Below are 13909 nucleotides of genomic sequence, written 5' to 3' on the forward strand. Positions count from 1 at the left end.
CACTCGCAGGAAATCGGGGGGATGTCCCGATTTTCACCTAATGAGCCAGATGCAGCAAACCCTGCAAGCAAATGGGGTCAGATCCATTTTCCCGCGGGAAAAGGGCTCTGACCCCATCAGGGCCCGGGAATGCCGGCCAGCGGCCGGCACTACCGCTTACCAGTTGTACTTGATGCGGCCGTAGACGTACGCGCCGTTGAAGCCGAACGGCGAGTAGTTGCTGTAGGGCAGCATGCCGAAGGTCGAGTTCTGCAGGTCTTCGGTGCGGTCCGGGTACTCGTCCAGCAGGTTGTCGGCGCCCAGGGTGAGGGTCCAGTTGCTGCTCGGCTTGTAGCTCACCGATGCGTCCAGCACCCACTTGTCGCCGTAGGTCTGGTCGCGCAGGGCGGTGGCCGAGTTGCGCACGGTGAACTCACCGTAGCGGGTGGCGGCCAGGCCCAGCTCCCAGTGGTCCGAACGCCAGGTGCCGCTCAGCACGGTCTTGTCGCGCGGGTAGCTGTCCTCGATGCGGCCGATCTCATCGCGGCCGATCAGCGACTGGGTCAGGCCCAGGGTGCTGAACACGGCCGGGGTGCCGCCCACGCGCTGCACCTTGGTGTCGTTGTAGCTGTACGCCGCGGTCAGTTCCAGGCTGCTGGCCGCGAACGGCACGGTGTAACTGGAGACGAAATCAACACCGCGGGTGCGGGTGTCCAGGCCATTGGTGAAGTACGAGAACGCGGTCACCTGCGGCAGGCCAAGCGTGCCCAGCAGTGCGCTGGTTGCGGCGTTGGTGGTGATGCTGGACGACAGCGCGATGCGGTCATCGATGTCGATCTGGTAGGCATCGACCGTGATGTACAGGCGGTCCACCGGCTGCAGCACCAGGCCCAGACTGTAGGAGGTGGAGGTTTCAGCCTTCAGCGGCGAAGCGCCCAGCGCCTGTGCGGCTGCGCTGGTGGTGGGGAAGGTGCCGCGTTCGACGAACACGCCGTTGGTGAACTGGCTGGTCACCGCCTGGTAGCCCTGCTGGGCCAGCGACGGGGCGCGGAAACCGCTGGAGGCGGTGGCACGCAGCGCGACCTTGTCGGTGAATGCGTAGCGCGCCGACAGCTTGCCGGAGAAGCGGTCACCGAAGTCCGAGTAATCCTCGTAGCGGCCGGTGATGCCGGCGGAGAACTTCTCGGTCAGGTCGGCTTCCAGGCCGGCATAGACCGCGTAGTTGTGGCGGTCGGCGTGCACTTCATTGGTCGGGGTGAAGCCGGCGAAGCCCTGCGCACCGGTGCCGGTGTAGGAGTTCAGTTCGCCCGGGTTCTGGTCCCACTTTTCCTTGCGGTATTCACCACCGAAGGACAGGGTGACCGGGTAGGCCAGGCCCCAGTCCAGCGACTTGGTCACGTCGGCATTGAAGATGTCCTGCTGGTACTTCAGCGTGCCGTCGTAGAACGAGCGCGGGCTGGTGGCGCCCAGGCTGTAGTTGATGCTGTTGCGGGTATTGAAGTCCAGGGTGTTCTCGCCGTGGTTCAGGCTGAGGTCCCAGGTCCAGCCGCTCTCGGTGTTGCCCTTGACGCCGGCCACCAGCGAGCGGTCCTTGGAATACTGGTTGATCTCCGGCACGTAGCCGTCCGGGTAGATCTGCGACAGCAGCGCGGTCTGGCCGCTGTGGTTGGGCGAGCGGTAGAACGCGAACGAGGTGATGTCGCGGTTGCTGAGCAGCGCGCTGGCGTAGCCGGTCACGTGGTCGCTGAAGTCGAAGCTGCCGTTGAGCGAGGCCGCGGTGGCATCCACGCGCGGGTCGCCAACGATGAAGGTGGTTTCACCGATGGCGGGGAAATTGCCGGTGTTCGGCGTGGTGCCGCGGTACGGGCCAGCGCGGTTGCTTTCATCCTGCTGGCTGATCTGGCCGGCCACGTGCACGCGGCCACGGCCGTTGGCGAACTCCACGCCGGTGTCGCCGGAGAGCTGGTACTTGTTGCCGTCGCCAGCCGAGTACTGGCCATAGTCCACGGCCAGGCTGCCGCCGCTGCCGCTGCCCTTGAGCACGATGTTGATGACGCCGGCGATGGCGTCCGAGCCGTACTGCGCCGAGGCGCCGTCGCGCAGCACTTCCACGCGTTCGATGGCCGCGATCGGGATCGCGTTGATGTCCACCGCCGAGGCGCCGCGGCCGATGCTGCCGTTGACGTTGATCATCGCCGAGGTGTGCTGGCGCTTGCCGTTCACCAGCACCAGCACCTGGTCCGGCGACAGGCCGCGCAGCTGCGCCGGGCGCACGCCGCTGGTGCCGTCGGTCAGGGCCGGGCGCGGGAAGTTCAGCGAGGGCAGGGCGCGCGACAGCGCGGTGGCCAGTTCGCCGGTACCGGTGGACTGCAGGATTTCCGGGGTGATGATGTCGATCGGTGACTGCGACTCGGCGACCGTACGGTCGGCCACGCGGGTACCGGTGACGATCACCGTATCGAGGGTGTTGGCGGCGCTGCCGGCCTGCTGGGCAGCAGCGGCGAACGAAGAGCCACCGAGTGCGACAGCGACGGCGGCGGCGATCAGGCTGGTCTTGCGGGTCATCGGGGTGGGGCTCCGGTTGGCGGGAACTGGCACCGGAATCGACATCACGGGGGTGAGGCGGACGACGGTTGTTGCGGTGCGCAATACAGCAATTAACGGGAATTTAAACAGCTGTCAAATGCGCGTCATGTGAAAAAACGTTGCAAAAGCAAGCATTTAGCGCTGGCGGGCATTGGCGGGGGAGGGGCCCGGGAGGCGCGCGGACTCGACGAGGGAGAGAAGTGGAGCGACCGCGTCGCTTCCCGGGGCGCGTCAAGTATTCGTTAACGCTAGAATTGCGTCGCAGGAACAGTGCTTACCAGCACATTCCATTCGGTTATATGGACGCCTTCCCCCATGATTTCGCTTCGTAATTTCGCCTTGCGCCGCGGCGAGCGGTTGCTGTTGTCCAATGTCGACCTGACCCTGCATGCCGGTTACCGGGTGGGTGTGGTCGGCCGCAATGGTGCTGGCAAGTCCAGCCTGTTCGCGGCGGTGAAGGGCGAGCTGGAGGCGGACAAGGGCGACGTCGACCTGCCCGGCAAGGTACGCATCGCCAGCGTGGCCCAGGAAACCCCGTCGCTGCCCGACCCCGCGCTGAGCTTCGTGCTGGGCGGCGATATCGAAGTGGCCGCGGTGCTGGCCGCCGAAGCCGACGCCACCGCCCGCGAGGACTGGGAAGCCGTGGCCGAGGCGCATACGCGCATGGCCGAGCTGAACGCCTATGACGCCGAAGCGCGCGCCGGCAAGCTGCTGCACGGCCTGGGCTTCCCGGCCGAGACCCACCACCGCGCGGTGTCCTCGTTCTCCGGCGGCTGGCGCGTGCGCCTGAACCTGGCCCGCGCGCTGATGATGCCCAGCGACCTGCTGCTGCTGGACGAACCGACCAACCACCTCGACCTGGATGCGGTGTACTGGCTGGAACAGTGGCTGCTGAAGTACCCGGGCACCCTGCTGCTGATCTCGCATGACCGCGAGTTCCTCGACAACGTGGCCACCCACACCCTGCACCTGCACGGTGGCGGCGCCAAGCTCTACCCGGGTGGTTACACCGATTTCGAGCGCCAGCGCGCCGAACAGCTGCGCCAGCAGCAGATCGCGCACGAGAAGGAACAGGCCGAGCGCGCCCACCTGCAGAGCTTCATCGACCGCTTCAAGGCGCAGGCCAGCAAGGCCGCGCAGGCGCAGAGCCGCATGAAGCGCCTGGCCAAGCTGGCCGGTACCGAAGCGGTGCGCGCCGAGCGCGAATTCCGCATCGAATTCGCACCGCCGGCCAAGTTGCCGTTCTCGCTGATCCGCCTGAACCATGTCGAGGCGGGGTACGGCAAGGACGCGGTGATCCTGCACAACGTCGGCTTCGGCCTGGAAGCGGGCCAGCGCATCGGCCTGCTCGGCCCCAACGGCGCCGGCAAGACCACCCTGGTGAAGACCCTGGTGGGCGAGCTGATGCCGATCGACGGCGAGCGCTCGGCGCACCCGGACCTGAAGATCGGCTACTTCGCCCAGCACACGGTGGAATCGCTGCACGAAGGCCAGTCGCCGATGGAGCACTTCCGCGAGATCGCCCCGGATGCGCCGAACCAGTCGTTCCGCGATTTCCTGGGCAAGTGGAATTTCCCCGGTGACCGCGCGTTCGAGCCGGTCGATGGCTTCTCCGGTGGCGAGCGCGCGCGCCTGGCGCTGGCGCTGATCGCCTGGCAGCAGCCGAACGTGCTGCTGCTGGACGAACCGACCAACCACCTTGACCTGGAAATGCGCGAAGCGCTGGCCGAAGCGCTGGCCGATTTCGATGGCGCGATCGTGATGGTCTCGCATGACCGCCACCTCATCGGCCTGGTCTGCGACACCTTCTGGCGCGTGGCCGATGGCGTGGTCGAGCCGTTCGACGGCGACCTCGACGCCTACGCCGCCTGGCTGCGTACCCGCCCGCAGGCGCAGGGCACCAAGGCCCGCATGGAACAGGTGGAAGAGCCGGTGGTGGTCAAGACCGCCCCGGTGGCGCAGGTGGTGCAGAAGAAGCCGGCCAACCCGCACAAGCTGGCCTCCGCCGAAGCCAAGGTGTCCGAGCTGGAAAACAGCCTTGCCGAGCTGGACCGCCAGCTGGCCGACCCGGCCAACTACGCCGATGCCACCCGCATGGCCGTGCTCGGCCGCGACCGCGAAACCACCGCTGCCCAGCTGGAAAAGGCCGAAGCCGCGTGGATGGAGCTGCTGGAAGGGTAATGGGTAGTGCCGGGCCATGCCCGGCGGGGTTACCCGCCCTGCGCCTGCAGCCACTCGCGGAAGCGCCGTGCCGGCTCGCGCTCGGCACGCGAGCGCAGCCGCGTCAACCAGTAGCGGCCCAGTTCCAGCGTGGTCGCAAACGGCTGCAACAGGCGCCCTTCGGCCAGCTCCTGCTCGAACATGCGCAGCGGCAGCAGGGCCACGCCGGCGCCACCGGCCGCGGCCATCGCCACCGTCAACGACGAATCAAACACCGGCCCGCGCGCTTCCACGCCGCTCACCCCGGCCGTCTGCAGCCAGCGCGGCCACTCATCGCTGCGGTAGGACCGCAGCAGCGGCACCGTGCCCAGATCGCGCGGCTGCTTCAGGCGCCGCGCCAGCGCCGGCGCGCACAGCGGCGCGAACGGCGCCTCGAGGATCGCCGTGCAGGCCTGGCCCTGCCAGTCGCCATCGCCGAAGCGGATCGCCAGGTCGAGGCCTTCGCCGGCCAGGTCGATGCGGTTGTTGTGGGTCTGCAGGCGCAGCTCGATATCCGGGTGCGCGGCTTCGAACGCGGCCAACCGCGGCAGCAGCCAGCCGGTGGCAAAGGTGCCCACCACGCCCAGCGTCAGCACTTCCCGCGCCGGCCCGCCGGTGTAGCGGGCGATGCTGGCCGAGATGCGCTCGAAGGATTCATTGAGCACCGGGAACAGCGCGGCGCCCTCGTCGGTCAGTGCCACCCCGCGCGGCAGGCGGTGGAACAGGCGGATGCCCAGCCGGTCCTCCAGGCCACGGATCTGGTGGCTGAGCGCGGCCTGGCTGACGCACAGCTCCAGCGCCGCACGGGTGAAGTTCTGGTGCCGGGCGGCGGCCTCGAAGGCGCGCAGGGCATTCAGCGGCAGGGTCGGGTGCAGCATGGCCAGGTGTGAGGTGGGGTGATGGCTGATCCTAGCGCGACACGTCGCACCCTCGCCATGGCCTGGGTTCATTTGCGGCAGACATGAATTCAGTTCATGCCTTCCCCTGAAAATTCCCGCTGGTGGCGCCGCGTCGCAGCTCCCGATAATCGGTGCTCGTCCACCGGAGCCCGCCCATGCACGCCCGCCGCCGATTCCTGCAGTTCAGTGGTGCCGCCCTCGCATCCTCCCTGCTTGCGCCCGCACTGGCGCGCGCTGCCGCCGCCGTGCCGGCCGCCATTGCCAATGCCGCCGATTTCGCCGCGCTGGAGAAGGCCAGCGGCGGCCGCCTGGGCGTAACCGTGCTGGACACCGGCAGCGGTCGTCGCATCGCCGGGCATCGCCAGGACGAGCGCTTCCCGATGTGCAGCACGTTCAAGTCGATGCTGGTGGCCCACGTGCTGAGCCTGGCCGATGCGGGCCGCGTTTCGCTGGACACCCGCGTGCCGATCGCCGAAAAGGATCTGCTGTCCTACGCCCCGGTGGCCCGCCGCCACGTCGGCAAGGACCTGAGCGTGCGCGACCTGTGCCGGGGCACGCTGACCACCAGTGACAACACCGCCGCCAACCTGCTGCTGGGCGTCAATGGTGGCCCGCCCGCGCTGACGGCGTTCCTGCGCGCGCAGGGTGACGCGGTCACCCGCAACGACCGCTACGAGCCGGAGATGAACCGGTTCGCGAAGGGTGACCCGCGCGACACCACCAGCCCGGCGGCGATGGCCGCCAGCCTGGCCCGTTTCGCGGTGGGCAATGGCCTGTCGGCGGCCTCCCGGCTGCAGTTCGCCGATTGGCTGATCGACAACCAGACCGGCGATGCCTGCCTGCGCGCCGGGCTCGGCAAGCGCTGGCGGGTGGGCGACAAGACCGGCAGCAATGGCGAGGACACCCGCAACGACATCGCCGTGCTGTGGCCGCGTGCCGGTGGCGCGCCGTGGGTGGTGACCGCCTACCTGCAGGGCGCATCGGTGGATGATGACCAGCGTGCGGCCGTGCTGGCGCGGGTCGGTGCGCTGGCCGATGCGATGATCCCCTGAGCCGTGCGGGGCAGGGCGCTGCGGTTTGCGCCTGCCCGGCATGGCCGTTAGGGTTGGGGCATGAATGTACGTGCCCCCCTGCTTTCCGTCGCCGCGCTGTGCAGCCTGGCCGCCTGTTCGCAGCAGACGCCAGCGATCAACCACGATCTGTCCACGGCCCCGGCCGATGCGTTCATGGCGGCCATCGCCGCCCATTGCGGCCAGGCCTTCGCGGGCAGGGTTGTCGAGGACACCCCGGCCCCGACCGGCGAGGATCCCTTCGCCGGCCAGCGCCTGGTGATGCATGTGCGCGGCTGCGCCGACCCCGGGCATGAGCTGCGCATCCCGTTCCATGTCGGCGATGACCATTCGCGGACCTGGATCATCACCCGTACCGAAAACGGCCTGAAGCTCAAGCACGACCACCGTCATGCCGATGGCAGCCCGGATGCGATCACCCTGTACGGCGGCGACAGCAAGCCGCCGGGCACCGCCGAGCGCCAGCAGTTTCCGGCCGATGGCGATTCGGTGGCGATGTTCCGCCGTGCCGGCATGCTGGCCTCGACCTACAACACCTGGGCGATGGAGGTCGAGCCGGACCAGCGGTTCGTCTATGAGCTGACCCGGCCGGAAGGACGCCGCTTCCGCGTCGAATTCGATCTCGGCAAGCCGGTGGCGCTGCCGCCGGCGCCGTGGGGCGACGAGGCCCCGCCGGCACCCTGACCCTTCCCTCAGCCACCCGGGTAGCGCCGGGCCATGCCCGGCGGCTTTCCTGCGGTTGACCGCGCCGCTGCGCTCGCCGGGCATGGCCCGGCGCTACCCCTCACCGCGTGCCGAAGCGCGCCCGGCAGCCGTTGCTCACCCACACCTGCCCGCGCGAATAGCCCCAGCTGCGACCTTCCTGGCAGGCACTGCCCGACAACTGCTGCTGCAGCACCGGGCGGCCCTGGCGTTCATCCCAGTCGCAGTTCTGGGTGCGATTGTTGTTGCTGCTGCAGGTGACGGAATAGTTGCTGTTGCCGCCGCCCCAGCCACCGCCGTGGCCGCCGCCCCAGCCGCCACGCGACTCGGCGAATTCGCCGCGGCAGCCGCGGTTGACCCAGATGCTGCCGCGCCGGACGCCCCAGGTCTGGCCCTCCACGCAGGCCGAGCCGGAAATCTGCCGGACCAGGGTCGCGCCGCGCCAGTTGGTCGGGCAGGTGCGCTCGCGGTTGTCCTGGCTTTCGCAACGGATGGTGCCGCCGCTGCCGCCGCCCCAGTTGCCGCCATTGCCACCGCCCCAGCCGCCGCGGCCCTCCACGAACTCGGCGCGGCAGCCATTGGTGACCCAGATGCTGCCGTTGCGGCTGCCCCAGGTGCGGCCCTCCACGCAGGACGAACCGGACAGCTGGCGCACCATCTGCGCATTGCGCCAGCCGGTGTTGCAGACCCGCTCCCGGTTGTTCTGGCTTTCGCAGCGGACGACGCCGTTCTGCGCAGCGGCGGGGGCGACGGGCAGGGCGAGGCCGGCAAGGCCGCCCACGGACAAGGTCAGGGCCAGGCTGGCCAGGGACAGCGGTTTCATGGGCAATCCCCATACGGTGTGTGGTGCGCGACTATAAGGACGGGCTGGATAAAGCCCGTGTGACTGTCCGCATTTGCCCCGGCCGGGGCCTCGGCCGCAGAATACGGGGCTTTCCGGCCCCCGTCGGGTGCCGGCGTTCTCCAGCGGAGCTTTCCCCCATGCGTACCCACTTCTGCGGCCTGGTCGATGAGACCCTGATTGGCCAGACTGTCACCCTCGCCGGCTGGACCGACGTGGCCCGTAACCAGGGCGGCGTCTGCTTCATCGATCTTCGAGATCATGAAGGCATCGTGCAGGTGACGGTGGAGGTGGACAACGCCGAGGTGTTCGCCGTGGCCGCTTCGCTGGGCTATGAGGACGTGCTGCAGGTTGAAGGCGTGGTGCGCGCCCGCCACGCGGTGAACGACAAGATGGCCACCGGCAAGGTGGAAGTGATCGCCACCGCCATCACCGTGCTGAACAAGGCCGCGCCGCTGCCGTTCCACGCCCACGAGAACCCGGGCGAAGACACCCGCCTGAAGTACCGCTACCTGGACCTGCGCCGCCCGGAAATGCAGCGCATGCAGCGCACCCGCATCAAGCTGGTGCAGGCCCTGCGCCGCCACCTGGACGAGCGCGGCTTCCAGGACATCGAAACCCCGATCCTGACCAAGGCCACCCCGGAAGGCGCCCGCGACTTCCTGGTGCCGGCGCGCATGCACCCGGGCGAGTTCTACGCCCTGCCGCAAAGCCCGCAGCTGTTCAAGCAGATCCTGATGGTGGCCGGCTTCGACCGTTACTACCAGATCGCGCGCTGCTTCCGCGACGAGGCCCTGCGTGCCGACCGCCAGCTGGAATTCACCCAGCTGGACATGGAATTCGCCTTCGTCCGCGAGCAGGACGTGCAGGACTTCGTCGAGTCGATGATCCGCGCCATCTTCAAGGAAGTGGTCGACGTCGAGCTGGCCGCCACCTTCCCGCGCATGACCTGGGCCGAGGCGATGCGTCGCTACGGTTCGGACAAGCCGGACCTGCGCATCGCGCTGGAGCTGGTGGACGTGGCCGAGCTGGTCAAGGACAGCGAATTTGCCGTGTTCACCGGCCCGGCCAATGACGCCGAAGGCCGCGTGGCCGCGCTGCGCATCCCGGGCGGTGCCACCCTGTCGCGCAAGCAGATCGACGAATATGCCGCGCATGCCGCCAAGTACGGCGCCAAGGGCCTGGCCTACATCAAGATCGCCGAGAACGGCGAAGTCAGCTCGCCGATCCAGAAGTTCTTCAGCGAGGCATCCTTCGCCGCCCTGGTCGCCCACGTCGGCGCCGGCAACGGCGACATCGTGTTCTTCGGTGCCGGTGGCTACAACAAGGTGTCCGACTTCATGGGCGCCCTGCGCCTGAAGGCCGGCAAGGACTTCGGCCTGGTTGCCGACGGCTGGGCCCCGCTGTGGGTCACCGACTTCCCGATGTTCGAATGGGACGACGAAGACCAGCGCTACGTCGCCCTGCATCACCCCTTCACCGCGCCGGCCGTGGATGACATCGCCGATCTGCGCGCCAACGCCCGTACCGCCGTTTCGCGCGGCTACGACATGGTGCTCAACGGCAATGAAATCGGCGGCGGCTCGATCCGTATCCACCGCCCGGACATGCAGAGCGCGGTGTTCGAGCTGCTGGGCATCGGTGCCGAAGAGGCCCGTGCCAAGTTCGGCTTCCTGCTCGACGCGCTGAACTACGGCGCACCGCCGCACGGCGGCATCGCCTTCGGCATCGACCGCATCGCCGCCCTGATGGCCGGCACCGAGTCGATCCGCGACGTCATCCCGTTCCCGAAGACCACCGGTGCGCAGGATCTGATGACCGATGCGCCGTCGCCGATCGTCGACACGCAGCTGGCCGAAGTGCACATCCAGGTTCGCCCCAAGACCAACTGATCAGGAGATCCAGGCAATGACCGAGTTTGCGTTTTCGCTGGAGTGGGAAAAGCTGGGCAATGAAGGCTCCGAGGCCACCCTGGTCACCGAGCGTGCACGTGTATTCGGTGGTTGGCTGGTCCGCGTCGGTACCAACCCGGCGGCGATGGCCCTGACCTTCGTCGCCGACGGCGAAGGCCGTTGGGACGGTGAAGACTTCGGCGTCGAGGATTACGAGGACGACGAAGAGGAAGAGTTCGACGAGGACGAGGAAGAAGGCGAGGACGAAGACGAAGAGGAATACGAGGAAGAGGACGAGGAAGAAGAGGACGAAACCGAGTCGCCGGAACGGGCTTGACCCCGACCGTCGCCCTGGCGTCCACTCGACCCATGTATTCCATCCGCCGCGCCACCGTGGACGACGCGCCGACCCTGTCGGCGCTGGCTGCCCGCACGTTCACCGAGACCTTCGGCCATCTGTACCCGCCGCAGCACCTGCAGGATTTCCTCGAGGAGTCCTACACGGTGGAGCGGCAGCGCACCATCCTGGCCCACCCCGATTACGCGGTGTGGCTGCTGGAGCTGGACGGGGAGGCGGTCGGCCATGCCGCCGCCGGCCCCTGCGGGCTGCCGCACCCGGACGTGAAGCCGGGTGATGGCGAGCTCAAGCGCCTGTACCTCATCAAGACCCAGCAGAGCTGTGGCTGGGGCAGCCGCCTGCTGGAAACCGCACTGGCCTGGCTGGAACAGGACGGCCCGCGCACCCTGTGGCTGGGGGTGTGGTCGGAAAACTTCGGTGCCCAGCGTTTCTATGCCCGTTATGGCTTCGAGAAGGCTGGCGAGTACCTGTTCCCGGTTGGCGAAACCAACGACCTGGAATTCATCCTGCGCCGGGTGCCGCGTCCGGCATGAGGCCGTTCACCGGCGCTTGCCGGTCGATTCTGTTCAATCACCGTACGTCCCGCCCCGCCGAACGCCAGGCTGCACCGCATGACTCCCCCCGTACTGCTTCTGCATGGCATCTGGAATGCCCGCGCCTGGGTCGGGCCATTGGCCTGGCGCCTGCGCGCGCGTGGTTTCCAGGTGCATGCCTTCGGTTACTCCTCGGTATTCGGTGGCCCCGATGTCGCCGTGCCGCAGCTGCTGGAGCGCCTGGCCGATGCCGGCCCGCTGTCGCTGGTCGGCCACAGCCTGGGCGGCCTGCTGGCGCTGGAGGCCCTGCGCCGCCAGCCGCAGCTGGATGTGCAGCGCGTGGTCTGCCTGGGGTCGCCGCTGCGTGGCAGTGGCACGGCGCGGTCGCTGTCCGAGCACGGCTGGGGCCTGGCCCTGGGCCGCAGCAGCGAACTGCTGCTCGATGGCCTGCCGGACTGGCAGGGCAGGGCGAAGGTCGGGCTGATCGCCGGATCGGTGCCGCATGGCCTGGGCAGCCTGCTGGGCGCGCTGGATGACGTATCCGACGGCACCGTGGCCCTGGCCGAGACCCGCCTGCCGGGCCTGGCCGACCACTGCGTGGTGCGCACCAGCCACAGCGGCCTGGTGGTGTCGCCCGATGCCGCGCGGCAGACCGCGCACTTCCTGCGCCACGGCCAGTTCGACCACAGCCGCGACGCCGCCGCCGCGTAGGTTGGTAGGTGCGACCGACCTGCACTGGTGGGTGCGAACCGTTGGTTCGCACGCTCTTCCCCGGGCATGGCCCGGCGGCATCTACCGCCCTAGACACGGTTGCGGCCGCCGATCAGGTAGAATCCGCGCCTTGATCCTGAAGCAGCCAGACGGTAACACCCATGGGAAGAGGTCCCTCGATCGAAAACCGCAAAAACGCGTCTGACGCGAAGCGCGGCAAGATTTTCACCAAGATCATCCGCGAGATCGGCGTTGCCGCGCGCGGCGGTGGAGGCGACCCCAACAACAACCCGCGCCTGCGTGTTGCCATGGACAAGGGCCTGAGCGTGAACATGTCCAAGGACGTGATCGAACGCGCCATCAAGAAGGCTACCGGTGAACTGGAAGGCGTCGATTACGAGGAAATCCGCTACGAGGGTTACGCCCCCGGCGGCGTGGCCGTCATCGTCGACTGCCTGACCGACAACCGCGTGCGCACCGTGGCCGATGTCCGCCACGCGTTCAGCAAGTGCGGTGGCAACATGGGCACCGAAGGCTCTGTCGCCTTCATGTTCAAGCGCCTGGGCGTGCTGCACTTCGCCGCCGGTGCCGATGAAGAAGCGATCACCGAAGCGGCCATCGAGGCCGGCGCCGACGACATCGTGGTCTACCCGGAAGACGGCGCGATCGACGTGGTCACCAGCCCGGACGCGTTCAACGCGGTCAAGGATGCAATGGCCGCGGCCGGCCATGTCGCCGACCACGCCGAGATCACCTTCCGCGCCGACAACGACATCAAGGTCGAGGGCGATGTCGCCCTGCAGGTGAAGAAGCTGCTGGACATGCTGGAAGACCTGGACGACGTGCAGGACGTGTATTCCAACGCCGATCTCGGCGCCGACGCCTACGCCTGAGCCGTCCTCGACGGCCTGGGCGCGGGCCGTTGAACGGTCACCGCGGACAGTCATGAGCCCATTGCCCTGCCAGCGTTTCCCGTTCCACCCGGCCAGGAGTGCCACATGACCCGCATCCTCGGCATCGACCCCGGTTCCCAGCGGACCGGGGTCGGCATCATTGATGTCGACGCCGCCGGCAAGGTCAGCCACGTGCACCACCAGCCGCTGGTGCTGCTGGGCGCCGACGATTTCCCCCAGCGCATGAAGCTGCTGGTGCTGGGCCTGGCCGACCTGTGCCGGGAATACCAGCCGGACGAAGTGGCCATCGAAAAGGTCTTCATGGCCCGCAACCCCGATTCGGCGCTGAAGCTGGGCCAGGCCCGTGGCGCGGCGATCTCGGCGGTGGTGCTGCGCGACCTGCCGGTGCATGAATACGCCGCCAGCGAGATCAAGCTGGCCGTGGTCGGGCGCGGTGGCGCCGAAAAGCAACAGGTTCAACACATGGTCGGGCTCATGCTCAACCTGAAAACCAAGCTGCAGGCCGACGCGGCCGACGCGTTGGCCGTGGCGATCACCCATGCCCACGTAAGGGCGACGGCCAACCGCCTGGGGCTCAGTGCCCGCCAGGCCTGGGGCCGCAAATGAGGAGCTGCACGCAATGATCGGTCGACTGCGCGGCATCGTCGCCTACAAGGCACCGCCGTGGCTGGTGGTGGACGTGAACGGGGTGGGCTACGAACTGGAGGCGCCGATGAGCACCTTCTACGACCTGCCCGAACTCGGCCGCGAGGTCACCCTGTACACCCACTATTCGCAGAAGGAAGACAGCGTCTCGCTGTACGGCTTCCTGCGCGAGGGTGAGCGCCGCCTGTTCCGCGATGTGCAGAAGGTCAGCGGCATCGGCGCGAAGATCGCGCTGGCGGTGCTGTCCGGCGTCACCGTGGAAGAGTTCGCGCGCATGGTCCAGGCCGGTGACATCACCGCGCTGACCCGCATCCCGGGCATCGGCAAGAAGACCGCCGAGCGCATGGTGCTGGAGCTGCGCGACCGCGCGGCCCAGTTCGGTGCCGGCGGCGCACTGCCTACCGGCAGCGGTCCGGCCCCGGCCGACCCGCTGTCCGACGCCACCGTGGCCCTGCAGCAGCTGGGCTACAAGCCGGCCGAAGCCGCGCGCATGGCCCGCGAAGCCTTCAATGAAGGCGACGAAGTGGCCACCGTCATCCGCAAGGCCCTGCAGTCGGCGCTGCGCTGAAGCGCGCCGCCT

Annotated in this window: 13 protein-coding genes; 10 read left to right on the forward strand and 3 right to left on the reverse strand. The window is 68.2% G+C overall.

The window, feature by feature from the left end; translation table 11 throughout:
* Positions 1-156: 156 nt before the first annotated feature.
* Positions 157-2544, reverse strand: a complete 2388-nt coding sequence (locus QMZ26_RS18120) for a TonB-dependent receptor (RefSeq protein WP_079222911.1) — start codon at positions 2542-2544, stop codon at positions 157-159.
* 336 nt (positions 2545-2880) lie between these two features.
* Here QMZ26_RS18120 and abc-f point away from each other — a divergent pair, with 336 nt between their 5' ends.
* A complete protein-coding gene (abc-f, locus tag QMZ26_RS18125; protein WP_079222910.1) occupies positions 2881-4746 on the forward strand; it encodes a ribosomal protection-like ABC-F family protein in 1866 nt (621 codons plus the stop codon).
* A 29-nt stretch (positions 4747-4775) separates the two neighbouring features.
* Here the strand turns inward: abc-f and ampR are convergent, their stop codons facing one another.
* Positions 4776-5642 carry a LysR family transcriptional regulator AmpR gene (gene ampR / locus QMZ26_RS18130; RefSeq protein WP_079222909.1) on the reverse strand — a complete coding sequence of 289 codons (867 nt, stop codon included), beginning with the start codon at positions 5640-5642 and terminating at the stop codon, positions 4776-4778.
* A 176-nt stretch (positions 5643-5818) separates the two neighbouring features.
* On the opposite strand from ampR, the gene blaL2 reads away from it, so the two are divergent.
* Both blaL2 and QMZ26_RS18140 read left to right on the forward strand, forming a co-directional pair.
* Positions 5819-6715 carry a L2 family extended-spectrum class A beta-lactamase gene (gene blaL2, locus QMZ26_RS18135; RefSeq protein WP_283222255.1) on the forward strand — a complete coding sequence of 299 codons (897 nt, stop codon included), beginning with the start codon at positions 5819-5821 and terminating at the stop codon, positions 6713-6715.
* Positions 6716-6775: 60 nt separating this feature from the next.
* Complete coding sequence (locus QMZ26_RS18140) at positions 6776-7417, forward strand: hypothetical protein (RefSeq protein WP_283222256.1); 642 nt, start codon at positions 6776-6778, stop codon at positions 7415-7417.
* Positions 7418-7517: 100 nt separating this feature from the next.
* Here QMZ26_RS18140 and QMZ26_RS18145 read toward each other — a convergent pair whose 3' ends face one another.
* Positions 7518-8258, reverse strand: a complete 741-nt coding sequence (locus QMZ26_RS18145; protein WP_200733583.1) for a DUF3011 domain-containing protein — start codon at positions 8256-8258, stop codon at positions 7518-7520.
* Positions 8259-8416: 158 nt separating this feature from the next.
* On the opposite strand from QMZ26_RS18145, the gene aspS reads away from it, so the two are divergent.
* The 7 genes from aspS (at position 8417) to ruvA (ending at position 13897) form a co-directional block, all read left to right on the forward strand.
* Entirely contained in the window at positions 8417-10168 is a 1752-nt protein-coding gene (aspS, locus tag QMZ26_RS18150; protein ID WP_283222257.1) for an aspartate--tRNA ligase, read from the forward strand.
* A 16-nt stretch (positions 10169-10184) separates the two neighbouring features.
* Positions 10185-10505 (forward strand): DNA primase, encoded by a 321-nt coding sequence (locus tag QMZ26_RS18155; RefSeq protein ID WP_283222258.1) that lies wholly within the window; start codon positions 10185-10187, stop codon positions 10503-10505.
* A gap of 32 nt (positions 10506-10537) precedes the next feature.
* Positions 10538-11059: a GNAT family N-acetyltransferase gene (locus tag QMZ26_RS18160; RefSeq protein WP_079222903.1), complete on the forward strand. Its 522-nt coding sequence runs from the start codon at positions 10538-10540 to the stop codon at positions 11057-11059.
* Between the two features lie 78 nt (positions 11060-11137).
* A complete protein-coding gene (locus QMZ26_RS18165) occupies positions 11138-11770 on the forward strand; it encodes a cobalamin adenosyltransferase (protein WP_108760523.1) in 633 nt (210 codons plus the stop codon).
* 161 nt (positions 11771-11931) lie between these two features.
* Positions 11932-12663 carry a YebC/PmpR family DNA-binding transcriptional regulator gene (locus tag QMZ26_RS18170; protein WP_200733580.1) on the forward strand — a complete coding sequence of 244 codons (732 nt, stop codon included), beginning with the start codon at positions 11932-11934 and terminating at the stop codon, positions 12661-12663.
* 105 nt (positions 12664-12768) lie between these two features.
* Positions 12769-13290: a crossover junction endodeoxyribonuclease RuvC gene (gene ruvC / locus QMZ26_RS18175; RefSeq protein ID WP_079222900.1), complete on the forward strand. Its 522-nt coding sequence runs from the start codon at positions 12769-12771 to the stop codon at positions 13288-13290.
* Positions 13291-13303: 13 nt separating this feature from the next.
* Positions 13304-13897 carry a Holliday junction branch migration protein RuvA gene (gene ruvA, locus QMZ26_RS18180; RefSeq protein ID WP_006386266.1) on the forward strand — a complete coding sequence of 198 codons (594 nt, stop codon included), beginning with the start codon at positions 13304-13306 and terminating at the stop codon, positions 13895-13897.
* Positions 13898-13909: the final 12 nt, after the last annotated feature.

This window comes from Stenotrophomonas sp. PFBMAA-4, assembly GCF_030053215.1.
GTDB lineage: Bacteria > Pseudomonadota > Gammaproteobacteria > Xanthomonadales > Xanthomonadaceae > Stenotrophomonas.

Coding starts and splice junctions, on each gene's coding strand:
- abc-f (WP_079222910.1), top strand. CDS start 2,881: ATGATTTCGCTTCGTAATTTCGCCTTGCGCCGCGGCGAGCGGTTGCTG.
- QMZ26_RS18120 (WP_079222911.1), bottom strand. CDS start 2,544: ATGACCCGCAAGACCAGCCTGATCGCCGCCGCCGTCGCTGTCGCACTC.
- QMZ26_RS18165 (WP_108760523.1), top strand. CDS start 11,138: ATGACTCCCCCCGTACTGCTTCTGCATGGCATCTGGAATGCCCGCGCC.
- QMZ26_RS18145 (WP_200733583.1), bottom strand. CDS start 8,258: ATGAAACCGCTGTCCCTGGCCAGCCTGGCCCTGACCTTGTCCGTGGGC.
- QMZ26_RS18170 (WP_200733580.1), top strand. CDS start 11,932: ATGGGAAGAGGTCCCTCGATCGAAAACCGCAAAAACGCGTCTGACGCG.
- QMZ26_RS18160 (WP_079222903.1), top strand. CDS start 10,538: ATGTATTCCATCCGCCGCGCCACCGTGGACGACGCGCCGACCCTGTCG.
- ruvA (WP_006386266.1), top strand. CDS start 13,304: ATGATCGGTCGACTGCGCGGCATCGTCGCCTACAAGGCACCGCCGTGG.
- blaL2 (WP_283222255.1), top strand. CDS start 5,819: ATGCACGCCCGCCGCCGATTCCTGCAGTTCAGTGGTGCCGCCCTCGCA.
- QMZ26_RS18155 (WP_283222258.1), top strand. CDS start 10,185: ATGACCGAGTTTGCGTTTTCGCTGGAGTGGGAAAAGCTGGGCAATGAA.
- aspS (WP_283222257.1), top strand. CDS start 8,417: ATGCGTACCCACTTCTGCGGCCTGGTCGATGAGACCCTGATTGGCCAG.
- ruvC (WP_079222900.1), top strand. CDS start 12,769: ATGACCCGCATCCTCGGCATCGACCCCGGTTCCCAGCGGACCGGGGTC.
- ampR (WP_079222909.1), bottom strand. CDS start 5,642: ATGCTGCACCCGACCCTGCCGCTGAATGCCCTGCGCGCCTTCGAGGCC.
- QMZ26_RS18140 (WP_283222256.1), top strand. CDS start 6,776: ATGAATGTACGTGCCCCCCTGCTTTCCGTCGCCGCGCTGTGCAGCCTG.